The 24,103-nt window shown below is 49.7% G+C and carries 28 protein-coding genes; 7 read left to right on the top strand and 21 right to left on the bottom strand.

What is annotated here, in order from left to right; genetic code table 11:
• Positions 1–41: 41 nt before the first annotated feature.
• The 14 genes from B5E64_RS05885 to B5E64_RS05825 all read right to left on the bottom strand — a co-directional run bounded on the left by B5E64_RS05885 (position 42) and on the right by B5E64_RS05825 (position 9,498).
• Positions 42–260 carry a hypothetical protein gene (locus tag B5E64_RS05885; RefSeq protein WP_087167607.1) on the bottom strand — a complete coding sequence of 73 codons (219 nt, stop codon included), beginning with the start codon at positions 258–260 and terminating at the stop codon, positions 42–44.
• 135 nt (positions 261–395) lie between these two features.
• A complete protein-coding gene (gene lepB, locus B5E64_RS05880) occupies positions 396–875 on the bottom strand; it encodes a signal peptidase I (protein ID WP_087167606.1) in 480 nt (159 codons plus the stop codon).
• Complete coding sequence (locus tag B5E64_RS05875) at positions 862–1,566, bottom strand: sigma-70 family RNA polymerase sigma factor (RefSeq protein WP_087167605.1); 705 nt, start codon at positions 1,564–1,566, stop codon at positions 862–864. The genes lepB and B5E64_RS05875 overlap by 14 nt, the downstream gene beginning before the upstream one ends.
• Positions 1,560–2,462 (bottom strand): DUF4428 domain-containing protein, encoded by a 903-nt coding sequence (locus B5E64_RS05870; RefSeq protein WP_087167604.1) that lies wholly within the window; start codon positions 2,460–2,462, stop codon positions 1,560–1,562. The genes B5E64_RS05875 and B5E64_RS05870 overlap by 7 nt, the downstream gene beginning before the upstream one ends.
• A 3-nt stretch (positions 2,463–2,465) precedes the next feature.
• The gene (locus B5E64_RS05865) at positions 2,466–2,771 is read right to left on the bottom strand and encodes a hypothetical protein (protein WP_087167603.1); all 306 of its coding nucleotides are present in this window, start codon (positions 2,769–2,771) and stop codon (positions 2,466–2,468) included.
• Positions 2,768–3,031, bottom strand: coding sequence for a hypothetical protein (locus tag B5E64_RS05860; protein ID WP_087167602.1), 264 nt, complete (start codon positions 3,029–3,031; stop codon positions 2,768–2,770). The genes B5E64_RS05865 and B5E64_RS05860 overlap by 4 nt, the downstream gene beginning before the upstream one ends.
• Positions 3,028–4,119 carry a DUF4317 domain-containing protein gene (locus tag B5E64_RS05855; RefSeq protein WP_162610143.1) on the bottom strand — a complete coding sequence of 364 codons (1,092 nt, stop codon included), beginning with the start codon at positions 4,117–4,119 and terminating at the stop codon, positions 3,028–3,030. Before B5E64_RS05855 ends, B5E64_RS05860 begins: the two co-directional genes overlap by 4 nt.
• 131 nt (positions 4,120–4,250) lie before the next feature.
• Positions 4,251–4,739 (bottom strand): siphovirus Gp157 family protein, encoded by a 489-nt coding sequence (locus B5E64_RS05850; protein WP_087167600.1) that lies wholly within the window; start codon positions 4,737–4,739, stop codon positions 4,251–4,253.
• A 96-nt stretch (positions 4,740–4,835) separates the two neighbouring features.
• The gene (locus tag B5E64_RS05845; RefSeq protein ID WP_087167599.1) at positions 4,836–5,906 is read right to left on the bottom strand and encodes a DNA polymerase III subunit beta; all 1,071 of its coding nucleotides are present in this window, start codon (positions 5,904–5,906) and stop codon (positions 4,836–4,838) included.
• A gap of 93 nt (positions 5,907–5,999) precedes the next feature.
• Positions 6,000–6,425, bottom strand: coding sequence for a single-stranded DNA-binding protein (locus B5E64_RS05840; protein WP_087167598.1), 426 nt, complete (start codon positions 6,423–6,425; stop codon positions 6,000–6,002).
• Between the two features lie 104 nt (positions 6,426–6,529).
• Positions 6,530–7,066, bottom strand: coding sequence for an HD-GYP domain-containing protein (locus tag B5E64_RS05835; protein WP_087167597.1), 537 nt, complete (start codon positions 7,064–7,066; stop codon positions 6,530–6,532).
• Positions 7,067–7,247: 181 nt separating this feature from the next.
• Entirely contained in the window at positions 7,248–8,159 is a 912-nt protein-coding gene (locus tag B5E64_RS05830) for a hypothetical protein (protein ID WP_087167596.1), read from the bottom strand.
• 103 nt (positions 8,160–8,262) lie between these two features.
• Positions 8,263–8,430, bottom strand: coding sequence for a hypothetical protein (locus B5E64_RS17995; protein WP_162610142.1), 168 nt, complete (start codon positions 8,428–8,430; stop codon positions 8,263–8,265).
• Positions 8,431–8,457: 27 nt separating this feature from the next.
• Positions 8,458–9,498 (bottom strand): C40 family peptidase, encoded by a 1,041-nt coding sequence (locus B5E64_RS05825; protein WP_242960101.1) that lies wholly within the window; start codon positions 9,496–9,498, stop codon positions 8,458–8,460.
• Between the two features lie 226 nt (positions 9,499–9,724).
• Between B5E64_RS05825 and B5E64_RS05820 the strand changes: the two genes are divergently transcribed.
• A complete protein-coding gene (locus B5E64_RS05820; RefSeq protein WP_087167595.1) occupies positions 9,725–10,621 on the top strand; it encodes a hypothetical protein in 897 nt (298 codons plus the stop codon).
• Positions 10,622–10,847: 226 nt separating this feature from the next.
• Positions 10,848–11,219: a TnpV protein gene (locus B5E64_RS05815; RefSeq protein ID WP_087167594.1), complete on the top strand. Its 372-nt coding sequence runs from the start codon at positions 10,848–10,850 to the stop codon at positions 11,217–11,219.
• Positions 11,220–11,529: 310 nt separating this feature from the next.
• On the opposite strand, the gene B5E64_RS05810 is transcribed toward B5E64_RS05815, so the two are convergent.
• From B5E64_RS05810 to B5E64_RS05785, 6 genes are read right to left on the bottom strand one after another with little or no spacing between them, the layout of a single operon-like run.
• Positions 11,530–14,676: a type I restriction endonuclease subunit R gene (locus B5E64_RS05810; RefSeq protein WP_087167593.1), complete on the bottom strand. Its 3,147-nt coding sequence runs from the start codon at positions 14,674–14,676 to the stop codon at positions 11,530–11,532.
• 33 nt (positions 14,677–14,709) lie between these two features.
• Complete coding sequence (locus tag B5E64_RS05805; protein ID WP_087167592.1) at positions 14,710–15,372, bottom strand: hypothetical protein; 663 nt, start codon at positions 15,370–15,372, stop codon at positions 14,710–14,712.
• 28 nt (positions 15,373–15,400) lie between these two features.
• Positions 15,401–15,922, bottom strand: coding sequence for a hypothetical protein (locus B5E64_RS05800; protein ID WP_087167591.1), 522 nt, complete (start codon positions 15,920–15,922; stop codon positions 15,401–15,403).
• Positions 15,923–15,948: 26 nt separating this feature from the next.
• Positions 15,949–17,121, bottom strand: a complete 1,173-nt coding sequence (locus B5E64_RS05795) for a restriction endonuclease subunit S (RefSeq protein ID WP_087167590.1) — start codon at positions 17,119–17,121, stop codon at positions 15,949–15,951.
• Positions 17,105–18,676: a class I SAM-dependent DNA methyltransferase gene (locus tag B5E64_RS05790; protein ID WP_087167589.1), complete on the bottom strand. Its 1,572-nt coding sequence runs from the start codon at positions 18,674–18,676 to the stop codon at positions 17,105–17,107. The genes B5E64_RS05795 and B5E64_RS05790 overlap by 17 nt, the downstream gene beginning before the upstream one ends.
• Before the next feature lie 2 nt (positions 18,677–18,678).
• Complete coding sequence (locus B5E64_RS05785; RefSeq protein WP_015517850.1) at positions 18,679–18,906, bottom strand: helix-turn-helix transcriptional regulator; 228 nt, start codon at positions 18,904–18,906, stop codon at positions 18,679–18,681.
• A 729-nt stretch (positions 18,907–19,635) separates the two neighbouring features.
• Between B5E64_RS05785 and B5E64_RS05780 the strand changes: the two genes are divergently transcribed.
• The 5 genes from B5E64_RS05780 (at position 19,636) to B5E64_RS05760 (ending at position 23,544) form a co-directional block, all read left to right on the top strand.
• Positions 19,636–20,019 carry a cysteine-rich VLP domain-containing protein gene (locus B5E64_RS05780; protein ID WP_087167588.1) on the top strand — a complete coding sequence of 128 codons (384 nt, stop codon included), beginning with the start codon at positions 19,636–19,638 and terminating at the stop codon, positions 20,017–20,019.
• Between the two features lie 245 nt (positions 20,020–20,264).
• A complete protein-coding gene (locus tag B5E64_RS05775) occupies positions 20,265–20,603 on the top strand; it encodes a replication initiator protein A (protein ID WP_087167587.1) in 339 nt (112 codons plus the stop codon).
• A gap of 109 nt (positions 20,604–20,712) precedes the next feature.
• Positions 20,713–21,573: a ParB/RepB/Spo0J family partition protein gene (locus B5E64_RS05770; RefSeq protein ID WP_087167586.1), complete on the top strand. Its 861-nt coding sequence runs from the start codon at positions 20,713–20,715 to the stop codon at positions 21,571–21,573.
• The gene (locus B5E64_RS05765) at positions 21,574–21,756 is read left to right on the top strand and encodes a transposon-encoded TnpW family protein (RefSeq protein ID WP_087167585.1); all 183 of its coding nucleotides are present in this window, start codon (positions 21,574–21,576) and stop codon (positions 21,754–21,756) included.
• An 87-nt stretch (positions 21,757–21,843) separates the two neighbouring features.
• Entirely contained in the window at positions 21,844–23,544 is a 1,701-nt protein-coding gene (locus B5E64_RS05760) for a recombinase family protein (RefSeq protein ID WP_087167584.1), read from the top strand.
• 146 nt (positions 23,545–23,690) lie between these two features.
• Here the strand turns inward: B5E64_RS05760 and B5E64_RS05755 are convergent, their stop codons facing one another.
• Positions 23,691–24,086, bottom strand: coding sequence for a hypothetical protein (locus B5E64_RS05755; RefSeq protein WP_087167583.1), 396 nt, complete (start codon positions 24,084–24,086; stop codon positions 23,691–23,693).
• Positions 24,087–24,103 lie beyond the last annotated feature (17 nt).

Genomic DNA, 24,103 nt, shown 5'->3' with positions numbered 1-24,103 from the left:
ACTTATGTTCGTAACATCATCTGTCCTTCCGTATGGCTTGACTACATGAAAGAAAGCTGCTCATAGATTACCGGCTCCGCTTCCTTCTCCTCACTGTGCCCTTCCAGGTCCCGGCTGGCTTTCGGCCGTCTTCCAGTCCGCATATAGGCCAGTGCCTCTTCCACCGTCGGGTAGATGCGGGATTCGCCGTCTGCTGGGTCCGGTTCCCCTAAAATACAGTACAGTAAAGCTGCGTCGTTCAAAGACAATCCATCCATCATTTCGTTCCTCCTGTCTTCTTGTTTTCCAAGAATATGGGAGAACCCCTCCGGTTTCGTTTCCTTGTTTTTTTGGTTAGCCATAACTAATTCGGCACCTGGTTCCGAATTTTTATTTTCTGATTTTTTAATAATTTATCATTTCCAAAGTTTCGCTATCACATCATCCTGTCGGACCGCCCCAAACCTGCGGCTGTCCGTGGAGTGGTTCCGGTTGTCCCCCAAGACAAAATAACTGTCCTCCGGGACCTCCCAGGTGCCTTCTTCCGTCTCCATGGGTTCCCTGCAGAAATCCTCTTTAAGCCGTTTGCCGTCCGCATATACATGGCCGTCCCGGACCTCGATGGTTTCCCCCGGAAGGCCGATGACCCGCTTCACCAGCACGGCATCCCCCTGCCAAAAGGTGATGATGTCGTACCGCTTTAAGTCCTTTGGGTGGCGGAACCCTGCCGCAAAGGACCGGGATGGAAGGGTCGGCTCCATGGATCCGGTCGGGACATACACCACCTGCAGCACCTGGGTATTGAGAAAAAATACCGCCGCCACCACCGCCGCAAGAACCCCCAGCTGCCGCAGTGTGGCAAAGGCCCAGTGCCGTGGTTTCTTAGCTTTCATCATCTTTGACCAGCCTTTCCCGCAGTTTCCGCAGTGCGTGTTTCTCCACAGCGGAGACGTACTGCCTGCTGTAATGGTATTTGTTCCGGATCTCCGTGCGGCTCTGTTCCGGCCTCCCGCACAGCCCGTACCGGTCACACAGGATGTCCCGCTCCCGAGGCGTCAGGTATTTTGGCAGCACTTCCAGCACGGATTCCAGCTGGGCACGCTGCAGTACCTGCTCTTCCAGGTTCTCCTCCGAAGGCAGCAGGTCCATAAGCCTGACCTCCCCTTCCCAGCCGTCCCCGGCCGGCACCCGGATATCCAGGGAGACCACTGCCTTTTTCTGCATTTCGTACCCTTTCTTGCCATGGGCGTACCAGGGCAGGGAAATGAGCCGCCCTTCCCGGTGCAGGTACCCCTTCAGCCGGTTCCGGATGCATTTCCCCGCATAGACCGCAAAGGGTGCGCTATTGAGCGGGTCGTAATGCCGGATGGCATCATATAATGTCAAAAACCCTTCCTGGATCAGATCCTCGTATTCCGGGCTTCTACGGAACCTGGCCGTTTCCCTCCTGACCAGTCCCATGTTCCCGGAAGCGATCAGGTGCCGGATCCGATCCGGGTCCTTGTGCAGCTGGGAAAACAGGTACCGGGTCTCGTCCTCCGAAAGGGATCCCCCGTTCCTGATTTTCCGTTCCAGTTCTTCTAACATCTTGTTTTTTCACCGTCCTTATCGGCGTATCGTTGCAGAACGTCATAGAACCGGTTCACATCCTCCGGGTTTAAGCTGTCATCCTTCAGGATCTGGTCCGGGTGGCATTTCCGGATCAAGGCATTGCGTTTCTTTTTCAGGGTCTCCGCCGTAAAGGGGATGGAAAGCCCATAATAGGCAAGGGCTGTCTCCAGGGCGGAATCCTGCCTTCCCTGCCCGGCAGTCCTTCCCTGCTGCCCCTGCTGTCCCTGTCCTGCAGTCCTTTCCTTCTGCCCATCCCAGGAGGCTCCCCTGGCCCGGGACTGTCCCCCTGCCTGTCGGTATGCCCCGTCAAACTTCACATTCCGGTAGCCGGACAGGTCGTGGGTCACAAGCTTTGCCCCGGCGTTGATCAGCACGCAGAGGATCCGAAGGTCTTCCGGCAGGTGGACCTGCCCGATCCTGGTAACGAGAAAGTCCGGATAGGCGTCCCGGATACTTAAGAACATCCGGGCGGACTTCACCAGGGTGCGGATCCGGTAGCCGGAAATGGTAAACACCATGCAGAGGTCCCCGTAGGTGGACCAGAAGCCGCCCAGCTCCGGACGGCAGCCCTCCCGCTGCAGGAACTCCAGCTTTGCTTCCTGGACGTACCGGAACGCCACCTGGAACCCTTCGATATGGACGTGGGTGTTGCTGACCCCTACCTGCCCTGCCACCCGCCATGGTGTCTCCATGCCCGGCAGGGTCGGTTTAAAGATTCCGGCAAGTGTCCTCACATCCTTTGCGGACAGGGACGTAAGGGACTCCTTCACACAGGTAGGCAGTTTGTTATAGCAGTCCTCACAGACGAAGCAGAACTTCCCCCGGTGCAGCAAAAACACCGATTCTTTCTTTCCGCAGATACAGCATTTCATGTTTTACGGCTCCTCTCGTTGTTCTACCACCCCGAACTCAATCAGGATGTTTTTCTTAGCACGGGGCGGCACCACAATCCCGGTCATGACATACTGGTACGGGTGGGCATTCTCCCAAACCCGTTTTGGTGCCAGGGCCGTGGCATCGCATCCCTGGAAGGTTTTGTCTTCCTTGAGTTCGTCGATGACATCTTTGATTAATTCCATGGTAACGTCCTGGATGGATTCCCCATATTCCACCGCTACAATCGTATGCTTCTTGACGTCCCGGGCGATCTCTCCCCGGGAACGGTACAGTACATATTTCATTTCATTTTCTCCTTTCCGGAACCGCCCTGTGTGGCGTCCCCGATATCTTTCTGAAGCTGTTCCCGGTCCCGGCTCCTTGCCGCCCGGATCAGGTGTATGTGTGGGATGTCCGAGTTCTGGACACTCCGCTGGATGTCATAGGTATCCCGGATGACGATATGGTACGTGCACAGGTTGGTGACCGTCCCCAGGACGTCCTCCTTCCGGTCGAACACGCAGCCATCTACCGCCACGAAATCCCCTACCTGGATCTTTCTCATTGTGCCACCTCCCCGTCTGTCTTCACCGGGATGCCGTCCAGGCGGATCCTGCCGTCCGGCCGCACCACCAGGCAGTCCACCCCGTCCACCTTCCGGATTTCTACCAGGTCGGCAAGGTCCGATGGCACACGGATGGTCACATGGTCCGTGGAGACCACGGTTTTGTTTTTGTCAAACAGGTTTGGCGCAAACAGGGCGGATACCTGGCTGTGTTTCATGGCCTCTTCCAGGTCTTCCGTCCGGATGCCAAACTGCCGGCACAACCCGTCCCGTTCCGGGCGGTCCAGGGTCAGGTCCCCTTCCGATTCTTCCCGGAGGGCAAGCTCTTCTTTCAGCGCCATGGCATTTTCAAAGGTCAGCCCCGACGCATCGGCCGCAGCCAGGAAGGCTTCCTTCTGTTTTGCGGCGGTATCCGGCAGGCTTGTCCCGAACACGTCCCGGATCAGTGCCTCTTCCAGGACGTCCGGGCGTCTTGTGTAATACAACAGGGCGTTTGTGTCTGCCCTCCGTTCCGTAAAGGCCGGGTACAAAAAGCCGCAGTCCGGGTTCCCCAGCACCCAGTCCCGTTCCTTGTTTTCTACGTCCTGGGTTTTGGCGTTATATACAAGGGACGGCTTGTCCAAGCTGACCGGACAGATCATGCCGATCAGGTGGTCGTACACCTCCTCCGAGGCATCTTCCTGCTCCTGCCCGTCTGACGTGTGCCCCGGGATGTCATAGGTGCCATGTACCAGGACAATGTAATAGTTCCCTTCCCCCTGGTAGGAATCCGCAACCTTCCGGTAGAAGTTGTCCAGGGCTTCCCCGGGTTCCAGGCTGCTCTGTAACAGGGAACGCATCCCTTCCTGCTCCGGACAAGGGGCAGGGTAGTCCAACGTGAGAAGCGACTTCCCAATGGTACCCGACAGTGTTTTCTGGAACAACTGGAAAAATTTCAGCATTTCCTCCTCTTCCAGGCTCAGGAACCGCTTGCGGAAGGTACTGATGATCTCCCGCTCACTGTTGACGTAGCAGCCGGCAATGTGCGTCAGGCAGCACCGCACCGGGTTCAGCTGTTTCTTAATTTCCAATACTTCTTTCTTATTCAATGGAAAAGACCTCACTTTCTTTTTTTTCATGATAGCAATATGGGAACTTTTCCCCGGTTTTGCATACGTTCTGGAAAAATTTCCGGGTTTTGTGTAAAAAAAAGGCACGCACACTGCGCACCTTCTCTTTTTTACCGCATGCTTAAGGATGGTTCCCCCTGCTGCAGGTGGGCATACTCCGTATCCCCGTGTTCCTTTAAGTACTTCTTTAAGTCATCCAGACGGATCTTGTCCGGCTGCGGTACCTTGAACTCCTCCGGCAGCTTCTCCGCATCGTCCACTACAGCGGAGTAGGAACCCTGGCGGATACTGAAAGTAAACTTGTCCGTCCGGACGTTTTCCTTGTCCATGGCGGTCATGGAGCGTTTCAGGTAGTCTTTTAAGTTTGCAATGTTCCGCTCCCAGGACTTCTTTTTCTTCTGGAGACGCTTGATCTCCTTGTCCACCGCATCGTAGGACGCCTCAAAGTTGCGGATCAGCATCCCGATGTTGTCGGCCTTGTCCTCAATCTCCCCGTCCAGGGACTCCATGGAATCCCAGATCAGATCCGGGTCAATGTCCGGGTCGTCCATCATGTCCATCAGCTGCAGGTACATCCCTGTCAATTCATACAGTTTCATAGTGTTCCTCCTGTTGTCTTATAATTTTTCAACCACAATATGGCAGAACCAGAGAAAAAGGATATGGTTTCCCATACCCTTCTTCCTTTCCCAAAGCTAACGGATCCGGCACAGGCAGATCAGTTCCAGCCTTCCCGGTTCCTCCATCGTGACGCAGGCGTCGCTGACCTGGAGGCGGACTGTCTCCCCTTCCAGTGTCTTCAGCGCATCCAGCAGGTACTTCGGGTTCAGCCCGATCGGGACGGCACGGGTCCGGTCCCCGTCATAGGCAGCCGGGATTTCACAGTCCAGGCTGGCAGTGCCCGCAGCCTGTACCCGTACCTGGTCCCCGTCCATCACAAGCCTGGCCGGTTCACCGGACTGTAAGATGCCCAGGGCCAGGGTAAAGGCCTCCTGGAGTTCTGCCCTGGACACGGCGGCTGTGTACACCGGCTTTGCCAGCAGGCGTTCCACATCGAAGTAGTTGCCGTCCACCGTCCGGAAGTACACCGTAGTCTGCCCGTCATGGAGCATGGCGTCCTCCCCGCTGAAGGCAAGGCGGGCGTCCTCCCCGAACACCCCTAGTACCGGGGCCAGCTTGATCCCCTGTAACAGGTTCCGGCTGACGACGCTTCCCCGGATGTCGCCCCGGATGGAGATCCGTTTCCCGTCCAAGCTGGTTACTTTCCAGCGGTCCTTTGTGCGTTCCACGCAGTAGGACCCTAAGACCGGCAGCACCGTCTCACTTGCCGGGAGGGAATGGCTGCATTCCAGGAACGCCTCCAGAAGCTCCCCTGCCGGGAGTTCGTAGTCCGGGTCCCCAAAGGCTGGCTCCTTCGGCCATGCCTTCTGGTCCATGCACGGGATCTGGATCCGGATCCTGCCCCCGGTAAGCTGGACTTTGTGTTCCAGAAGCTCCAGCACCACCGTCTCACTCCGTGCGGTTTTTAAGGTGGCCAGGAACTGGTCGTAAGGGAACGCACAAGAAAACGGCTTGTCCGCCGCCTCGTACCCGCAGCCGGTCTTTAAGTATGCCACCTGGGTGCAGGCGTGGATGGTGATCCCATCCTGGTCCACCCCGAACAGGAAACATTCCTCCAGCTGGGATGTATCGTAGGATTTCCGTGTGACCTTCATGGCACGTTCTGCTGCCTGGAGCAGTTCTTTTCTGTTTGCTTTGACTTTCATATTAGATTCCTCCTGTTTTTTCCATTTTCGTCTGCAATATGGCAGAAAGCAGAAAAGAACATACCCCGTCTCCGGGATATGCTCTTCCTTCCATTACGCAAACGGCAGGGCACTGATTTCCAGTTCCAGGACATCATCCGGCTCTGCTTCCGCCGCTTTCTGTTTCCCATGGGCTTCCCAGCCGCTGCCCCTGCCAAAGGTCCAGCTGAAGCTGTCTGCCTCCACGTACATGGTGTAAACCTGGTTGCCGCCGGCGTCCGTGTAGTTATCCGACTTGATGGCACCGGTCAGTACCAGGCGGTCCCCTTTCTGGATCCGGTGGGCGTGTTCCATCCGCTGGATGCCGTCCAGGTGTACCGGCAGGAAATCTGCCCTGGTCGATCCGTCGCTGCACTTATAGTTCCGGGATACCGCCAGCACAAAGCGGCAGGAAAATTCCTGTCCGTGCCTGTTCTTGATGAATTTCGGCTCATTCGTCACCCTTCCCACTAGGATACTTGTGTTGTTCGGGTTTCCCATTTCCTTGTTCCTCCTGTCCTCGTCAATCTTTTCCCCTGTAATATGGAACAGGCCGGCGGTTTTCGTTCCAGGTGGATTCCTGCATAAAAAAAAGAACGCCCGCCTTAAGCGGACTGTTCTTTCTTCTGTGGGATGACATGGGCAGGGATCACCCGGTAAACAAACAGGTCTGTCAGTGCCGGGTCAAAGGACGTCCCCTTCCCCTCAAGGAGGAATGCGAGGGCATCCCCCACCGTCCACGGCGCTTTGTAGCTCCTCCTGGACGTCAGTGCGTCAAACACGTCACACAGGTGCAGGATCTTGGCACCCGCCGGGATCTCCTCCCCGGTAAGCCCGTAGTAGCCGCTCCCGTCCTCGTTCTCATGGTGGTACCGGACAATCTCCCGGATCCCTTCCGGGTAGCCCTGGAGCATCCGGTAGCCCGACTCTGCGTGGCTTTCCATGACCTTCCGTTCCTCTTCGGTGAGTCTCCCCGGCTTGTCCAGAATGGACTCCGGGATCATCAGCTTCCCGATATCGTGGTATTTTGCCGCAAAGGCAAGGCTGCGGATCTCCTCCTCTGCAAGCCCTGCCTCTTTTGCCAGTAAACAGGCCAGCACCTCCGTCCGGTTGCAATGGTTTCTCAGTTCTGCTGTCATCATGTTCTGTCTGCCTCCTGTTGTATTCTATTTTTTTTCGAACACAATATGAGGCATCCCCAGGAAAAACATTTTTCAGCGGCCGAGGAAAGATTCCAGGACCGCAAGGGCCGTGAGATAAAACAGGAGAAATGCGATATGCCACTGTGCGGCAGCAATTGATCGGTTGCATCTGTTTCGCCTCCTATCTGACGTACACCCGGTTGCCGAAGAAGTTCCGGTCCTGGACAATAGCATCATGGCCGCTGTCCTCTGCAATGGAAGCGATGGCTTCCGTTTCCGTCACGATGGCGTCCAGGTGCCGGAGCGCACAGGCTTCCGGGATGGCTGTCGGGATGCCCTTCGCCCGGCTTGCCAGGATGTGTTCCAAAAGCCGGATGTCCGTGTCGTCCAGTGCTTTCTTCAGCTCCTCGTCCTTCCCGGCACGGATCTCCTGGACTTTCGCCTGGACGATCATGGCCGCCGCCATACCGTTCCCCAACAGCACGTCGTCCGGCGTGTAGTTGTAGGCATGGTCAATGGTCTGGGTACGCCCGATGTAGTAGAGCATGGCACCCGCAATCATCAGGTCCCGGTCCAGGTGGAGCGTTTCCGCCGTCTGTTCCGCCAGAAGGGTCAGCTTATAGGACGCTTCCAGGATCCCGGAGCCACGGGCAAAGAGTCCGCTGCTGCTGAACGGGTAGGTACTGAATGCCGTCACATGGTCGTTTAACACCCCGGCCACGATCTTCCGAAGCCCCATCCGGATGCCCTGGCTTTTGGCAGACAGCGCTGTCAACGTCTTCTTCCGGTCAATGGCCGCCTTCGGCAGGAACTGGTCCGCCTTCGCCTTGCTGTCAATGCGGTAGGACAGGATCCGGATGCTGGCGGACTCCCGGTACTCACTGGTATCCACCATGGCATTGACCACAAGGGGGAACTTCCCCTCGATCCTGTCTTTAAAGTTCAGGACAATGGTTTCGTGGTCGTTCTCGTCCCGGACCACAAGCCGCTGGTAGTTGTCGCCGGTGCGGGTCTTGGCGTTCTCCGCACTTTTAATCAGGATGCGGATCTCCTGCTGTTTCCCGATTTCCAGTTTTTTAATGTCATTCAACATATCTGTTCCCTCCAATCTTCTGATATTTATCATACAGAATATGGCCGGAACGCACCGTTTTGCATACAAAAAAAGGGACAGCCCACGGGCCCTTTTTCTACTGTTACGCCTTTAAAGAAAGAGTTTTTGCTTTTTCAATTTGTTCATCTGTCGCATTCAGGAATTTCTTCACGGACAGTTCGTCCATCCCATTATCCAGGGCTTGACGAATTGTCATTAATGCGCCTTTTTCAATACCCTTTTCTTCGATACGATCACTTAAGTCAGACATCGTTCCAACCTCCTCACCAAGGTACAATTACCAGTATCTCCGGTACCACGGGTTTCTCCAGACTTTTACGATACAGACTACCTGTCCCGGCTGCGGAGCATGGATCATCTGCCCGCCGCCGATGTAGATGCCCACATGGCCGGAATAGCAGACAATATCCCCCGGTTCCGGTGAGGTGACTGCCATCCCGCCGCTGCCCTGGGGACCGGACGTCCTCGGGATGGTCACACCGGCCATCCGGTGGCAGTACTGGGTCAGGCCGGAACAGTCCAGCCCACGGTAAGGCGTTGTCCCGCCCCACACATACGGCGTCCCCAGCTGGGTGTAGGCGGCTTCCACGATCTTCCTTGCCACCTCGTTGTCCTGGTTTCCCACGTACTGGGAACCGGACTGGGTTGCGGTGTACCGCTTCCCTACCTCCCGGGCGAAGGAAGCCGACGGGTTGCCGTGGAGATCGTCCTTATGGGCGTTGATGTAGGCCTGGGCGTTGCTGACACTGTACTTTTCCGTCTCCCGGGAGTACTTTGTGCCCAGGACCACGCCCTGCACCACGGCCTGCAGCGCCTCGTTATTGGCATACACGCTGGTCTCCCCGTACTTCACGGCATGGGCCTCCTCACAGGCAGTCAGGCGGTAGAACAGCTTCCGGATGGATTTCTCCTCCGTCATGTCCTGGGCGTCCGGGTCAATGTAGGTCTTGATGCAGCACGGGTCATCCGCACTGGGGTTTCCGCCTGAGAGCACCTGGATCATGGCAAGCATCAGTTCCGTGTAGGCGGTATTCTTGTAAAGCCCCGGATGTCCGTCCAGGTTTTTTAAGGTGTCCTTGACGGTATTCCTAAGACTGTTGACCTGGGTGCTTAAATTCAGCGCCTGGGTGGAGCTGGAATTGTTTTCCAGTACCAGGTACTCCGCCATGGAGTTCCAGTCCGTAGTGGTATACACGGTCCAGGCATCGTCCTTGTTCTCCGCATTCCACCCCGCAAACCCTTCCGCAGCAGAGGCGGCGGTGGAACACAGAGTCACGCTTGCCAAAAGGGCGGCAAGCACTTTTGGATATCGTTTCACGTTCTTCCCATCCTTTCTTTTTAGTTTTTCACCCCGTAATATGGCAGAACCGCCCCCTCTTTTTCCGCCCGTGGCGTGCCGCTTCCGGAAAAGGTAGGATGCCGGGAAAATTTTCCATTTTTATGTGGATTTTTCGGTGACATTTCTTCCAAATTTACCTATAGGGATAAGGGAAGGTTTCCCAGAAGATTGTTTGATAGAAGACACGAGAAAGGAGATACTAGATATGACAAAGGAACAACGGATTTTTTACGTCGGCCTGAAAAAGCTCGACCAGCTCGACCGGATCAAGGAGGAACGGAACCTGACTTATGGGGAATTGAAACAGGTGGATGATATCAAGGCAGTCCTCTTCGGGACCGTCCGCTCTTACGGGATTGACCTGGCAAAGACTATGACGAAAAAATACCGGCTCCCAAGCGACTGTTTTGCGGACCTGTGCCAGGACATGGCCATCATCTTCTTCGAGAAATACCGGGACTATGACCCGACACGTACTACGCCGACTACCTACTTCGTGCGGTACTTCAAGCAGGTGATTTCCGAATACCTGATGAAGAACATCCACAAACTCTCCCAGTACGATGCCGCCAATGTCTTAAAAATCCGGCGTGCCGTGGCAGCCTACGAGGAACAGGGCGTCCAGTGGACAGAGGAAATGCTTGCAAACAAGACCGGACTCTCCCTGCGTGTGGTGCGGTCCACCCTGTATTACGCCTACGCATCCAACTACGCACCGATTGAGGAGGCCTGCGAACTGAAAAGCAGGATCAAGACGCCGGAGGAATCCCTGGCGGAAAAGGAAAGCCAGGAAGCCCTGATCCATGCCCTGAAAGAACATACCACGGAAGAGGAACTGGACTACTTCCTGCTGCGGGTCAACTTAAACGGCCCAAAGGAACTGCCCTATGAGAAGATTGCGGAAATGAAGAATGTTTCCGTCCGGGAGGCGAAACGGAAGGTCAACAGCTGCATTACCCACATCAACCAGGACCGGCGGCTGGTGGAACAGTTCTCCGTCAAGACCTATAAAACTTACCAGAATACCCTGCGGATCCAGCCGGACACCGCTTCCATCCTTGAAGAGCAGTTTGCGGACTGCTTCTCCGAAGGTACATTATAATTTTCCAACCCGGAAACAAAAAACAGCCCTGGGCTTTGCTGAGTGTGTATAAGGCAGTATCCGAAAAACACACAGAAACCGGCATTGCAGGAAGGAAACAAGAGTACGAATCAAAAGGTTCGTACTCTTTTTCTGTATATGCTATTAAAACTGCAATCGGCACATTGGTCTTTCCTGAGAATCTTCTGTAGAATGAAAGTACCAAAAAACACAGGAGGTTTTTACGATGAAAAACATTTATGAAGAAGCAGGCGGCACATATACCCGTCAAGGCGATTATGAACTACCCAATCTGAAAGTACCGCCCGAAAAAGAAATTGAAATCGGAGTTTGGGGACAGCGATACCGGCAGTATTTGAAGCAGCACCACTGGATTCGGTATTACAATCTGCTGACTTCCGGAACGCTGAACGAACATCTGGCAGCGGTAGATCAACAGGCGGAGCGGCTGTTTCAATCGCTTGTATCCGCACTTTCTAAGCAGGAAAATGTCACGGAAAAGCTGAAAGCCAATCGTCCTATGGAGTGGGTGCAAAAGACGAACAACATCCGAAACCGAGCCTCTGAAATCGTCAACAGCGAGTTGATTTACATATGAAAGAACAGAAATTTCATCTTTATCTTTCGGAAGTTGAGCGAAGATTTCTTGTCCAAAATCTCCTTTGGGTTCAGAGCAAGCTGCGGCAGGAAGGGCGCTATACCGACGCTGTAGATAATTTGATTATAAAGCTTTCAAAAGCAAAGTCGAAGAAAATCAGGGTAACATAGAACGAACCGGAGAAAGCATTGCTGCCTTCTCCGGTTTTTCTGTATCATCTTAGCGAGCAGACTGTTTGTATCCCCATATGGCTACAAACAGTGATTCTCGTTAGGGCGCTGCCCTAAGACCCGATTGATTTTATATGCTTTTAACCGGCGTACTTCTTAAAGTTTTCCGCCTGCTCCAGCACTTCCTTATAGACGTCATCCAGCGTTACCGGCGGATAGCCGTATTCGTCCAGCAGCAAAATCAAATCCACCTGCAAATTTGCTTTGATGTCATCACGGGTAGACCAATCGGTATAGCGGGACTTATCGTCAACAATGACTTTGATTTTCTTTGAAAGCTCAAGCATTTTTTCATCCGGATATTCATTATCGAATTCATATTTCTTTGCAACGGCTTTCAAAATATCATAAAAGGCTTTTTCCTCGTAGTCTATCCCTAATTTTTTGAAGGAGTCCTTCTCTGTTTTCAGCTCTGCAAGCAGATCGGCAAGCTTCCCGGCAATATCGTCAAGCACCTCATTGGCATAGGATTCATCTCTGCGGCGGTTATTGTATTCGTCAACCACCCGCTTTAATCTGTCCGCAAACTCTACACCCATGATTTTGTTGACCTTCTTGAATTCGTCGATTGCCTGTGAAAGTAGTTTTTGCAAGATTTTGATTTTGGTGTTCGGCAACTGGATAGCATTTATCTTGTCCATGTACTCATCGCTGAAAATGTCAACAGAGATATGTTTTCCGGTTTCAAACAATTCCTCGATGCCGTCCGACTGGATAGCGCCCTCCAGCATTTCACGCACACGGGCGTTCATCTGTGAAATATCCGGGGCGTCTCCCTTGGTCAGCTTGAAAAGGATAGAGCGGACAGCGCAGTAAAAATGGATATAATCTTTTTCTTCGTCCGAAATCTTTTCGCTGGAGCTGCAAAGATTGAAAGCCTGCTTCATCCGCTTGACCGCTGCCATAAAACGTGTTTCCAGTTCCTCCGACAGCTGTACATATTCGACCGCCCGATTGAGGCAGGCAAGCTGTTCCGTCGGAGAGCCCTCAAAGAAATCCCTGCTGTTAAAACTGTGGAACATCTGCGCCAGCACTTCTAATTGGTCTTTGACAATGGTAACCGCCTGCTCCACACCTTCAAACTCATCACATTCAAAATTCGTGTATTTCTTTAAAGCAAGGTTCATATTCTTTTTGATGCCAATATAGTCCACAATCAAGCCCTTGTCTTTGCCTTCGCAGACACGGTTGACACGGGAGATCGTCTGAATCAGAGTATGCTGCTGAATCGGTTTATCTATGTAGATGGTATCCAGCTCCGGAACATCAAATCCGGTCAGCCACATATCGACAACAATGGCGATTTTGAAATTGGATTTCGGATTTTTGAACTGCCGGTCAAATTCCTTACGATCATCCTTTGTTCCAAGCATTTCATAAAGAGCAGGCTCATCATCTTTGTTACGAGTCATCACCAGCTTGATTTTCTCAATAGGCTTCAGTTCCTTTTTCTCTTTATCGGTAAGCGCTGTTTCATCTTCACTGATTTTCTTTTCCGACCACTGGGGACGCATCTCTACAATGATTTTATAAAGGTCATAAGCGATGTTGCGGTTCATGCAGACAAACATTGCCTTTCCAGCAACCGTAGCGCCCTCTGCCACACGGGTTTCGTAATGGTGAATAAAGTCCTTGGCAACTGCACGCAGCCTGTCCGGATCGCCGATAATTGCTTCCATTTGGGCAACAGCTTTCTGGCTTTCCTCAATTTGATGCTCGTTAGCGCCCTGCGCCTCACACTGATCGTAATACTGTTCGATTTCTTTGACTTTTGCATTGTCCAGCGTCACCCTCGCCGCACGCCCATCGTAAACAAGATTGACGGTAATGCCGTCACGCACCGATTCGGTCATGGTGTAGAAATCTACCACAGGACCGAATACTTCAATCGTCCCGTCCACCGGCGTTCCGGTAAAGCCGACATAGGTAGCATTCGGCAGGGAATCATGCAGATACTTGGCAAAGCCATATTTACGCTCCACACCCGTTTCGGTCACTTTGACCTTTTGGTCAAGGTTGATCTGGCTCCGGTGCGCCTCATCAGAAATACAAATGACATTGGTTCTATCGGTAAGAAGCTGCAAATCCTCCGTAAATTTCTGAATAGTCGTTAAATACACGCCGCCGCTTTCCCGTCCCTGCAATTCTTCCCGCAGCTTCTCACGGGATTCAATGCTGATCACCGTTTCGTCTCCAATGTATTTTTTAGAGCCCACAAATTGGCGGGAAAGCTGGTCATCCAAATCGGTGCGGTCGGTGATAATTAAAATGGTCGGACTGTGGAACAGTTTGCTTTTCATCAGCATACGGGTCAGAAACAGCATAGTATAGCTCTTGCCGCAGCCGGTAGCGCCGAAATAGGTGCCGCCCTTTCCATCACCGTCAGGACGCATATGCAGCTTGATATTCTCAAACAGCTTGGTAGCGGCGAAAAATTGCGGATAACGGCAGACAATTTTCAGCTCTTTATCCGAGTTGTCGGGGAAATAGATAAAATCCTTAATAACCGCAAGCAGCCGGTCTTTGCGAAACAGCCCTTTTATCATGGTGACAAGGGAGTTGATACCGTCCAGCTCCTTGTCTTCAGATTCAACTTTCCGCCACGCATAGAAATAGTCGTAGGGACTGAAAAGAGAACCGTATTTGTTGTTCGCCCCGTCGCTGATGACTACAAATGCATTGTATTTAAGCAGTTCCGGAATATCTCTGCGGTAGCGAACGGTAAGCTGCTTGTAAGCGTCCATAATCGTTGTGTTTTCTTTGACGGCGCTCTTAAATTCCAGCACCACCACGGGAATGCCATTGACAAACACAATGCCGTCGGGAATGCGGAGCTGACCACCCACGCCCTCGATTTCAAATTGGTTGACCGCCTTGAAGATGTTGTTTTCGGGATTGTCATAGTCGATGAGCTCAATATATAAATCCTTCTGTGTCCTGTCCTCACGGTTAAGGATAAAACCGTCGCACAGCAGTTTATGTATCGCCTTGTTCGCTTCGTACACCGTGCCGGAGATGTTGCGAAGGCGCAAAAGGATACCTTCCACTTCGCCGGGAGTGATACCGTCCTTGGCGTAGCGGTTATATAAATACTGCCGCAGGTCATCGGCAAGCAGGACTTCTGTGCGCTCCCGATGGATCTGCTCTCCTGCGAGATAGGTATATCCTTCATCCTTGAACAGCTCCATGATGGATAACTCCAAGGCGTGTTCGTTAAAGTTTGCCATTGTGGTCACTCCTTCGCATGTGAATTATTCAAGTTACAGTTTTATTTGTTTTTTAAGTTTTTCCATTACATGATTCTTAGATACCTGTAAATATGCCATTTTGATATTTGCATAAGCATGAAGTAATTTTTCTCTATAAGCTGTTTCATTAACTCCTTTTTGAGCCATTTCTAATGTCGCCTTGAACTGTTCGGAATAATTTCGCATATTATTTAAAAGAATTTGGTACTGATACATTTTAAAGAGTAACTGTTCATAATCAGAAATAAAACAACTGATAGTTTTTGCCGATCTTCCTTTGAAAATAAGCTCTGCTTCCGCCGAAAGCATTTTCAGTTCTTCACGCTTTACCAGAAATTTCTTGTGTTCCGGATTTTCTAACGGTTTTTTAATCGCTTCGCTTGCTTCTTCCAAATAAGTGTTATTAGTAAGCCATAAAAACTCCAAATCCACTGCAAATAGCGGTTCGTCTTTTCGCTCAGCCTCAAGTAATTTCTGATTTTCTTTATATAATTGCATCAATCCATCAATTTTAAGATAACATTCCAATCGTCTTTCAAAAAGACTTTGTTTATTACTTAAACGAATCTGCATCAAAGTTAGTACAAGGGCAATAACTGCAGTTAATCCGGTTATTAATGACAACCAAAAATTCCAGTCTTTAAATAGTTCTAATATATTTTCATTAATGTTCAATACTCTAATCACCTACTTTTTAGAAATTTTACACTGATAAATTTCTAATGATACTTTTTGCTTTTCCGATAAAGTGGCAGTAGCTTTTTCCTTCTGTATCTGTTGCATACATATAAACTTTAGCATTAGGTATTTTAGCGAATGCTAAAATCAAATCAGAGGTATTATAATTTGCTTCATTAAGCTCTGTAGGGTGAATAATACCTTTCCCGCCAATATCTTCATTAATTCCAACCATCTTTTGTTTTTTACCAAAAAACATCTTATCTTTTACCGCTAACCCTAAAAAAGAAATATTGATGTCTCTAGAGCCGATATTTACAGCAGTTATAGACATTCCTACCGTCTGACTGTTTACTTTAGAAGTAATTGGATGCTGACTAAATAATATGTTGTAAGACGACCCAAGTTTCAATCCTTTTTTATACGGCATACGAGCAGTTTTTATTGATACAATAATTGCAACCGCACTTAAAATCAAACTTAAAATAGCTAAAATTGCCATAACAAAGCCATCATTGTTATTGCACCAATTAATGATTTCACTCATAAACATGTTCTCCTAAAAATGATAATTTAGCGGCTTGATAACTGAGCTAATACTGTGGATTGCAGTTTTTCAAGTAAGGCAATTTCCTTTGTGTTCAAAGTCATTTGCTCAACGATTGCGGCAAGATTTAGCTTTTCGATGAACTCAGACGGAGGAACTACAATCTTTATGTTGTCAATGAAGTTTTTACTAAGGTTATCCTGTGCTCCACCATTGGAAAGTCTGCTTATCGTCGCTTGACTTTGAATAAGTGAGAAGTACAAGTATGCCGCTTCAGCTTTTGAGCGACATATCATACCACAAATTGCTTGATTGGTAGTTGCCTCGATTGCGAGATACCCAACTTCGCCTGCGGTAACACCATACATTGCCATTAAAACGGTGTCTTTGGGAAGCAGTTTTGTGGAACTCTCACTTAACCCCAACGGAGTAATATATTCTTCTGTCTGCAAAGTGATATTGTTATGTACCTCGCCAGATTTGACCCAAGAAATCGTTCCGTTTTCCCAATATTTATTATTGGTGCGGGAAGGAGTCGAACCGGATTTTGTTTCAGCACAAAACTCGGACACGGTTTGAACCTTAAAATCCTCTGGGAATGTCAATCTATCCATTTCTGCCTCGGTCAAATTTATCAATGCACCTCTGCCGATGTTCTTCTGGATAGAAGTAGTTCCAACCGCTACTAAATTATCATTTATCCGTTTCTTCAAAGCGATTCTGTCGGTGATTGCCTTGTAGGCTTTGACGATACTTCTCTGCTCCTCGATAGAAGGAACAGGAAGTTCAACATTACACACCTCGTCCCAGTCAAAAATTTCCCGCACACTACCGTGGGATTTATAGCGTGCATAACGGTCAAACTCCGGTCTGCTGAACCAGAGCATGAGATATTCAGAATCAAGTTCTTCTTTTTTTATCACTTCAAAAACAGTATACGAGCTGGAAATAATGCAATCATCACTATCTAAATAAGCGATAGATACCTTTTCGCCATTTCGGGAAGTAACCGGACCATAGGCAAATTGCCCTGTTCTGACAATTTTATAATTTGATAAATCCGTCCCGACAATATTAGCAATCGAGGGAATAAACCGTTTTTCTATACTAACACCAAGCAGTCTTGTAATGGCAAGGTCTTTATTCCTGTTATCAACTATTTGGATATACGGTCCGAGTTTTTTATAATTCGATTTCATAGCCCAACTCCTTAAACACGGCCAGCAAATCCGCCTTTGACTTTTCTTCCTGCACAAGCAGTTCTTTCAGTTCGCTTTGCAAAGTTTTCATCTTCGCATCAAAGTCGATATTCTCATCACGGTTGACAAATTCAATATACCGGCTGGGCACAAGGGTAAAGCCTTTTTCTGCGACTTCCTCAAAAGAAGCGGAATAGCAAAATTCCGGAATATTCTCGTAGGTTTCCTCATATCCCTCCTGCTGCCAGTTGTGATAGACCGAAGTAACCTTCGCCCGATCTTCCTCCGTCAGCTCAATATATTTTTTCTCGTAGGGGCTGCCCATCTGTCGCAAATCCATAAAGAGAATTTCCCGCTCTCTGTTGCGGTAACGCTTGAGCTGCCCGTTCTGCTCTATAACACGGGCTTTTTTATTTTTGTTCAGTATCCAAAGCGTGACGCTGATGTCGGTGGTATAAAACAAGTTTCTCGGTAAGATGATAATTGCTTCCACCAGATTGTTTTCAATCAGCTGCTTTCTGATTTTCAGCTCCGTTCCGTCGTCGGACAGTGCGCCGTTTGCAAGCAGAAAGCCGGCGACGCCGTTCTGCGAAAGCTTGGAAACGATATTTAAAATCCAACCATAGTTTGCGTTGCTGGTAGGCGGCACTTCATAGCCGTCCCATCTGGGATCGTCGATCAATTCGTTTTCCGCTCTCCACGCTTTTTGATTAAAGGGCGGGTTTGCCATAATGTAATCGGCTTTCAGATCCTTGTGCTGGTCGTTGGTAAAGGTATTCGCCGCCGTCTCGCCAAGATTTGCGGAAATGCCACGGATAGCAAGGTTCATCTTACATAGTTTATAGGTGGTATTTGTATATTCCTGCCCATAAATGGAAACCTGCTTTTTGTTGCCGTGGTGCGCTTCCACAAACTTCATGGACTGCACGAACATACCGCCCGAACCGCAGCAGGGATCGTACAGGATTCCATCATAAGGCTCCAGCATTTCGGCAATCAAATTAACAATACATTTTGGCGTGTAGAATTCGCCCTTGCCTTTGCCTTCGGCAAGCGCAAATTTGCTGAGGAAATACTCATAGATGCGCCCGATGATGTCATTCTCTTTATCATCGGTATTGATGCGGTTGATTTCGTCCAGTAGGGAAGCCAGCTTTGCCGTGTCAAGCTGCAAGCGGGAATAATAGTTATCCGGCAGAGCGCCCTTCAGCGCCGGATTTGATTTTTCAATGGTGTATAGCGCCGTGTCGATTTTCAGGGCGATGTCGTCCTGCTTGGCGTTTTCCATAATGTATGACCAGCGGCTTTCCTCAGGCAGATAGAAAACATTGTCTTTTGTGTAGAACGCCACCGTGTCCACAAATTTTTCGCCGTACTGCTTTGCAATCATTTCCCTCTGAGCGTCAAATTTATCACCGGCGAATTTCAGGAAAAACAGGCTCAGGACAACATGCTTATACTCCGCAGGCTCTACTGAGCCACGCAGCTTGTCCGCACTTTTCCAAAGCGCTTCCTCCATAGATACTTCTTTTTTCGGTTTCGCTGTCCGTGCCATTGTTATTCCTCCGTTATCTTATCCGTATGATCCGGAATGATCTCCATGATATCATCCATCGTACAACCAAGCGCAATGCAGATTTTTGCCAGCACCTCAGTAGTAACATTGTCACCACGGTTCAATTTTCCAATGGTGTAATGGCTGATTCCCGCCGCCTGTTCCAGATCTTTTTTCTTCATGTCTTTATCTATCAGTAGTTTCCATAACTTTTTATAGCTGATTGCCATAGCATATAACCTCCCGACAAACGGCAAAATCCATAATGTGATGCTTTATTATAACACTTTTTGACGAATTATTCAACCAATATGTATGCGTTCGCTGTATTTAAGAAGGCTAATTATATTTTTTGTATCGAAAGTGTGCCCGCCAATATAGGCGGGCAAATTTTTTTGCCTTTTTTCTGAAAAACAGGGTGCGTTTTGACCTCTCAATTCCAAATAAGTGAAGGGATAAAAATTTTTTGAGATTCAGGGTGTGCATTTGGCTGTTCTCAGTGGGAATAAGTGAAGGGGCTTTTTCGGAGCAAGCAAAATAAAGCGCCCGCAATCGAAAAGATATTTTCTTATTTTTCTGTGAAATAGGGTGTCATTTGGCTTTGCAATTCCAAATAAGTGAGAGGGATTTTTGCCGAATAATAATTTTTCTTAGAAAACCTCAAAAATGGGTGTGCATTTCGGCACCCTTTGTCCAAATGAGTGAAGGGGTCTTTTTAATTCGCAAATATTTTTCCGTTTAGGGTTGGAATTTGAGTTCACCCAGTGGGAATAAGTGAAAGGCCTTTTCATTGTACCTTGAAAACTGAATAACGATCCGAATGGGATATGACTTTGCCATGACCTTGCAGGAGCGAACAAAGTGACGCTGCGGTGAGACTCCGGGGCAGGAACGGCATTCGGAGAAAACAGCAGGCTCTGTAAATCAATGGATCATCAAATCGTGAGGAGGTGAAAAACATGGTCATAAAAATCACGCCAAAGCAGTCAAAGCGGATCAACGCTCTTGTCAGAAAGCTCTGCTGCAATTATGTAGGCGGCAACTGCCTGCTGCTGGACGACGGCGAGGAGCACGCTTGTGTGCAGTGCATCAGCCGGTACGGAATCTACTGCAACTATTTCAAAAACGCAGTCCTTCCCGCAGACAGGGAGCTGTTTGCCGAGATCATGCAGCCAAGCCGTCAAAAGAGATGCCAAATCTGCAAGTCGTACTTCGTACCAAAGGCAAAGAACCAGCGCTACTGCCCGGACTGCGCCGCCATTCAAAAGCGGAAGAAAGCCGCCGAGCGCCAGCGCAGGAAACGGGCGGCACTTCCCCAATCAGGTTTCAGGACGGAGTCCTGACGAGTGATACTGTTTTGCGACGGTAGGAGTGCAAACAGTCTGCTCGCTCCGATAGGGCGGGGATTTAAGAAAGGAATATTCTGCTGCTTAAAGCAAGCAGAAAAACGGTATAGGTGTCACGCTTTTGGAATCCGTAAAGCCGCAGAAATCAAGGCTTTTCTTAAGCGAAAACGCCATAAGGAATACCGTAATACCCGAACATACAAAATCACGGTTTGAAACCGTGACAGAAAGAAGGTGATGATCTGAATCCATACTTTAAACTATCCGAAGCGGAAAGCTATGTCTTTTACAAAGTCCCCAAGGCTTTGTTCACAGAGGAAAAATACAAGCCGGTTTCCACCGACGCTAAAATGCTCTACGGCCTGCTGCTCGACCGGATGCACCTTTCCGCCAAAAACGGCTGGACGGACAAGCGTGGACGCATATACCAGTTCTTTACTGTCAAAGAGGCTCAGGAAAAACTGCGCTTCGGGCACGAAAAGATATGCAGATTGTTCTCGGAATTAGAGCAGGCAGACCTGATTGTCCGCAAGCGGCAGGGACAGGGCAAACCGAACATCATCTACTTAAAAAAGTTCTGACTTCCGGTTTTCGTACTTCTAAAGTTCCGAAGATCAGAAGCTATTAAGACGAATAGAGTAAGAATGCTTACTACCCGAAAAAAGAAAAACAACGGAGGTTTCACAATATATGAAAGAAAAAGAAACGATTGAATATCTGGATTTCAAACATCTGGTTCCCTTTCGGAATCACCCGTTCAAGCTGCGGAACGGAGAGGAAAAGGAACAGCTTTTAAAGAGCATAAAGGCACAAGGTACAATCGAGCCGCTGATCGTCCGTCCTCTTTCGGAAAGTGAATACGAGGTCATATCAGGACACAGAAGAATGGAGATTTGCAGGGAGCTTGGAATAGAAAAACTGCCTGTTATCGTCCGAAATCTGACCGACGAGCAGGCGGTTTCCATGATGGTAGACGCAAACCTGCACCGGGAAAACATATTGCCAAGTGAGCGTGCATTCGCCTACAAAATGAAATGGGAAGCAATCCGGAAACAAGGTCAGCGTACCGATTTAACTTCGTCGCAGCCTGCGACAAAGTATCGAAGCGATGAAAGAATCGCAAATGAATTTGGTATCGGCAAGGATACTTTGCACCGGTATATCCGTTTAACTTACTTAATTCCTGAACTGCTTGAGATGGTGGATGAGGGCAGAATCGCCCTCACGCCTGCGGTGGAATTGTCGTACTTGACGGAACAGGAACAGCATTTGCTTCTGAACGAAATCGAATATGCGGACGCTACACCTTCCCTTTCACAGGCGCAGAGGCTCCGTGGCTTTTCCCGTCAGGGCAGGCTTAATTCTGATGTTATCTTTGCCGTAATGAGCGAGGAGAAAGCCAATCAGAAGGAACAGATCCGCTTTCCCAAAGAGGAACTGCAAAAGTATTTTCCCAAAAGCTATACGGGCAAGGATATGCAGAATACCATTCTGAAACTGCTGGAAAAATGGCAGCGGCAGAGAGAACGAAACGCAAGGGAGGAACGGTAAATGGACGATAAAATAATTCCTTTGGGAAGTTTCGTTCCCTACTTTTATTCGCCAGACAACGATTCCTTTTCCATGCAGATCGGCGGCACGGTTTATGAGGTGACCACCCATTTTGATACAGAGGGCAGAGAAACCGTCCTAAAGCAGTTCCGTGATTTGCTTCTGGAGCTGCAAAATATTTAACCCTGCACATTCGACAATGCGGGCACTGCACGGTATACTGGCATTACCCTGCAATGCCCGGTTGTCAGAAAGGAGACTGAAGAATCAATGACAACGCAAAACAAAAACGGGCAGGAAAAAGAAAAGATCACCGCCCTTTACTGCCGTTTATCGGTGGACGATGACAAAAAGGATATGGAGTCGAACTCCATTACCAATCAAAAACAGATTTTACTGGACTACGCTAAAAAACATGGGTATTTGCACCCGTTTTTCTTTGTGGACGATGGGATTTCCGGGACGACTTTTCAAAGACCGGATTTTCAGCGAATGCAGAGAATGGCAGAAAACGGAGAGGTCGGGACGATCATCGTAAAGGATGTTTCCCGCTTCGGCCGTGAGCAGGTCGAGATGGGCAGACTGACGCAGGTAGTCTATCCGTCTCTCGGCATTACCTTTATCGCCATACAGGAAAACATCAATTCCACGACCGGTGAGGGAATGGAAATGCTGCCCTTTTACAGCATCTTCAACGAGTGGTATGCGGCGCAGACCAGCAAGAAAATCCGTGCGGTCAATGAGCTGAAAGCCTCACAGGGCAGGCGGGTCGCCTCTGCTGTTGCCTATGGATACAAAAAGATCGAAGGCGACAAAGAGCAGTGGTATATCGATGAGCTAGCGGCGCAGGTGGTGAGAAAAATATTTGCTCTCTGCCTTGCCGGGAAAGGGCCGACGCAGATTGCACGGCAGTTGGAAAAAGAAAAGGTTTTGACGCCAACAGCATATTTTCACTCGATTGGCAGAAAGACAAGCAATCCCGTTCCGGCAAATATCTACGGCTGGCACGAAAGCACAGTAGAGCATATTTTGGAAAACCAGCAGTACACGGGCTGCACGGTAAACGGGAAATCTTCTACGGTCAGTTACAAGGTGCATAAGGTGATTGAGAATCCGAAAGAGGAATACCAGATCATTCCCAACACGCAGGAGGCAATCATTGACGAGAATGTATGGCTGCGGGTGCAGGAGCTCAGGAAGAACAAGCGCCGGCCGACGAAAACGAATCGGAAAAGCCTGTTTTCAGGACTGGTATTCTGTGCGGACTGCAAATCAAGGCTGCACTTCTGCGCCGCCAAGTCACTGAAACGCAATCAGGAGTTTTTCCGCTGCGCCAACTACAAGGACGGCAGAGGAAGCTGTACGATTCATTTCATTCGGGATGTGGTCTTGGAAATGATTGTGAAGGAAGCAGTTGCGGGTTTGGCGGATTTTGTGCGCTGCTATGAGTCGGTATTTCTCTATATGCAGAAGCAGAAATGCGGGGAATTCCAGAAAAAGCGGCAGCAGGAATTAAAGCTTTCCATGGAAGGCAACAGAAAGCGGATCGCCGATCTGGATAAGCTGTTCAATCGGATTTACGAGGACAATGTGATCGGGAAGCTGTCAGATGAACGCTATGCAAGGATGGCGGTGGAGTATGAAGCTGAGCAGAAAGAGCTACTGGAAAAGGTCAGGGAGGAAGAAAAGCAGCTGTCCGAAATGGAGCAGAAATCGGTGGATATGCGCCTGCTTTTGCAGGGGCTGCGGGAGTTTACCGATATGAAAGAACTGACGCCGACGATCGTCAACAAGCTGATTCGGCGCATTGAGGTACACAATCCGGAGAAGAAATATGCGCACAAGTCAGTGAAGGTCGACATCTATTTTACAGCGGTGGGACTAGTGAGCCTTCCTGACGAGCAGGAGATCCGAAAGATGATGGAACAGATGCGAAGCACATCACAGCTTCCAAAACAGCTGACTGCATAAAAAAGAAAACGGTGTAATCCGCCGCATATCGGGGGTTACACCATCTTCTCTACATTTTACTGCCTTATTAGCACCGGGCATTTGAGTGCCCGGGGCTTTCTTTTTGGCCGTACATGGGAAAAGGCCGGCACAAACGCCGGCCCTTACTATCGTATTTTGCAAACAGAGTATGGAGATGGGTTCTTCACCCGGAATGCAGGTTTCCCCAGTGCGTTGCGGGCATTTAAGTGGATCCGGTGTACCGGGTCCAGGATCTCCCGCAGTACCCGCAGCACATTGTCGATCAGTACCGCACCGAACCCGCCCGTGAAGCAGAACCCAAACAGGTTTTTTGCCAGAATCACCAGGAAGTCCACCTCGTCAAGGTACAGCTCGTAGAAACCATGTCCCAGGAAGTACACAAGCATCACCGCCGCAAATACGCCGCCGGCCTCCATGCGTTCTAAAAACCGCAGCCCCCGGTAGATCCAGTAGCCCGGTGCGGAAACCACACATACTGCCCGCTGTACGCCCCTTCCTGCCATTTTCATTGCTTTCTCCATGTCCTTCCCTCCTTGTC

Source organism: Drancourtella sp. An12, assembly GCF_002160935.1.
GTDB classification, from domain to species: domain Bacteria; phylum Bacillota; class Clostridia; order Lachnospirales; family Lachnospiraceae; genus Sellimonas; species Sellimonas catena.
Note: the sequence above shows the minus strand (reverse complement) of the source record. Positions and strands in the feature narration are given on the sequence as shown.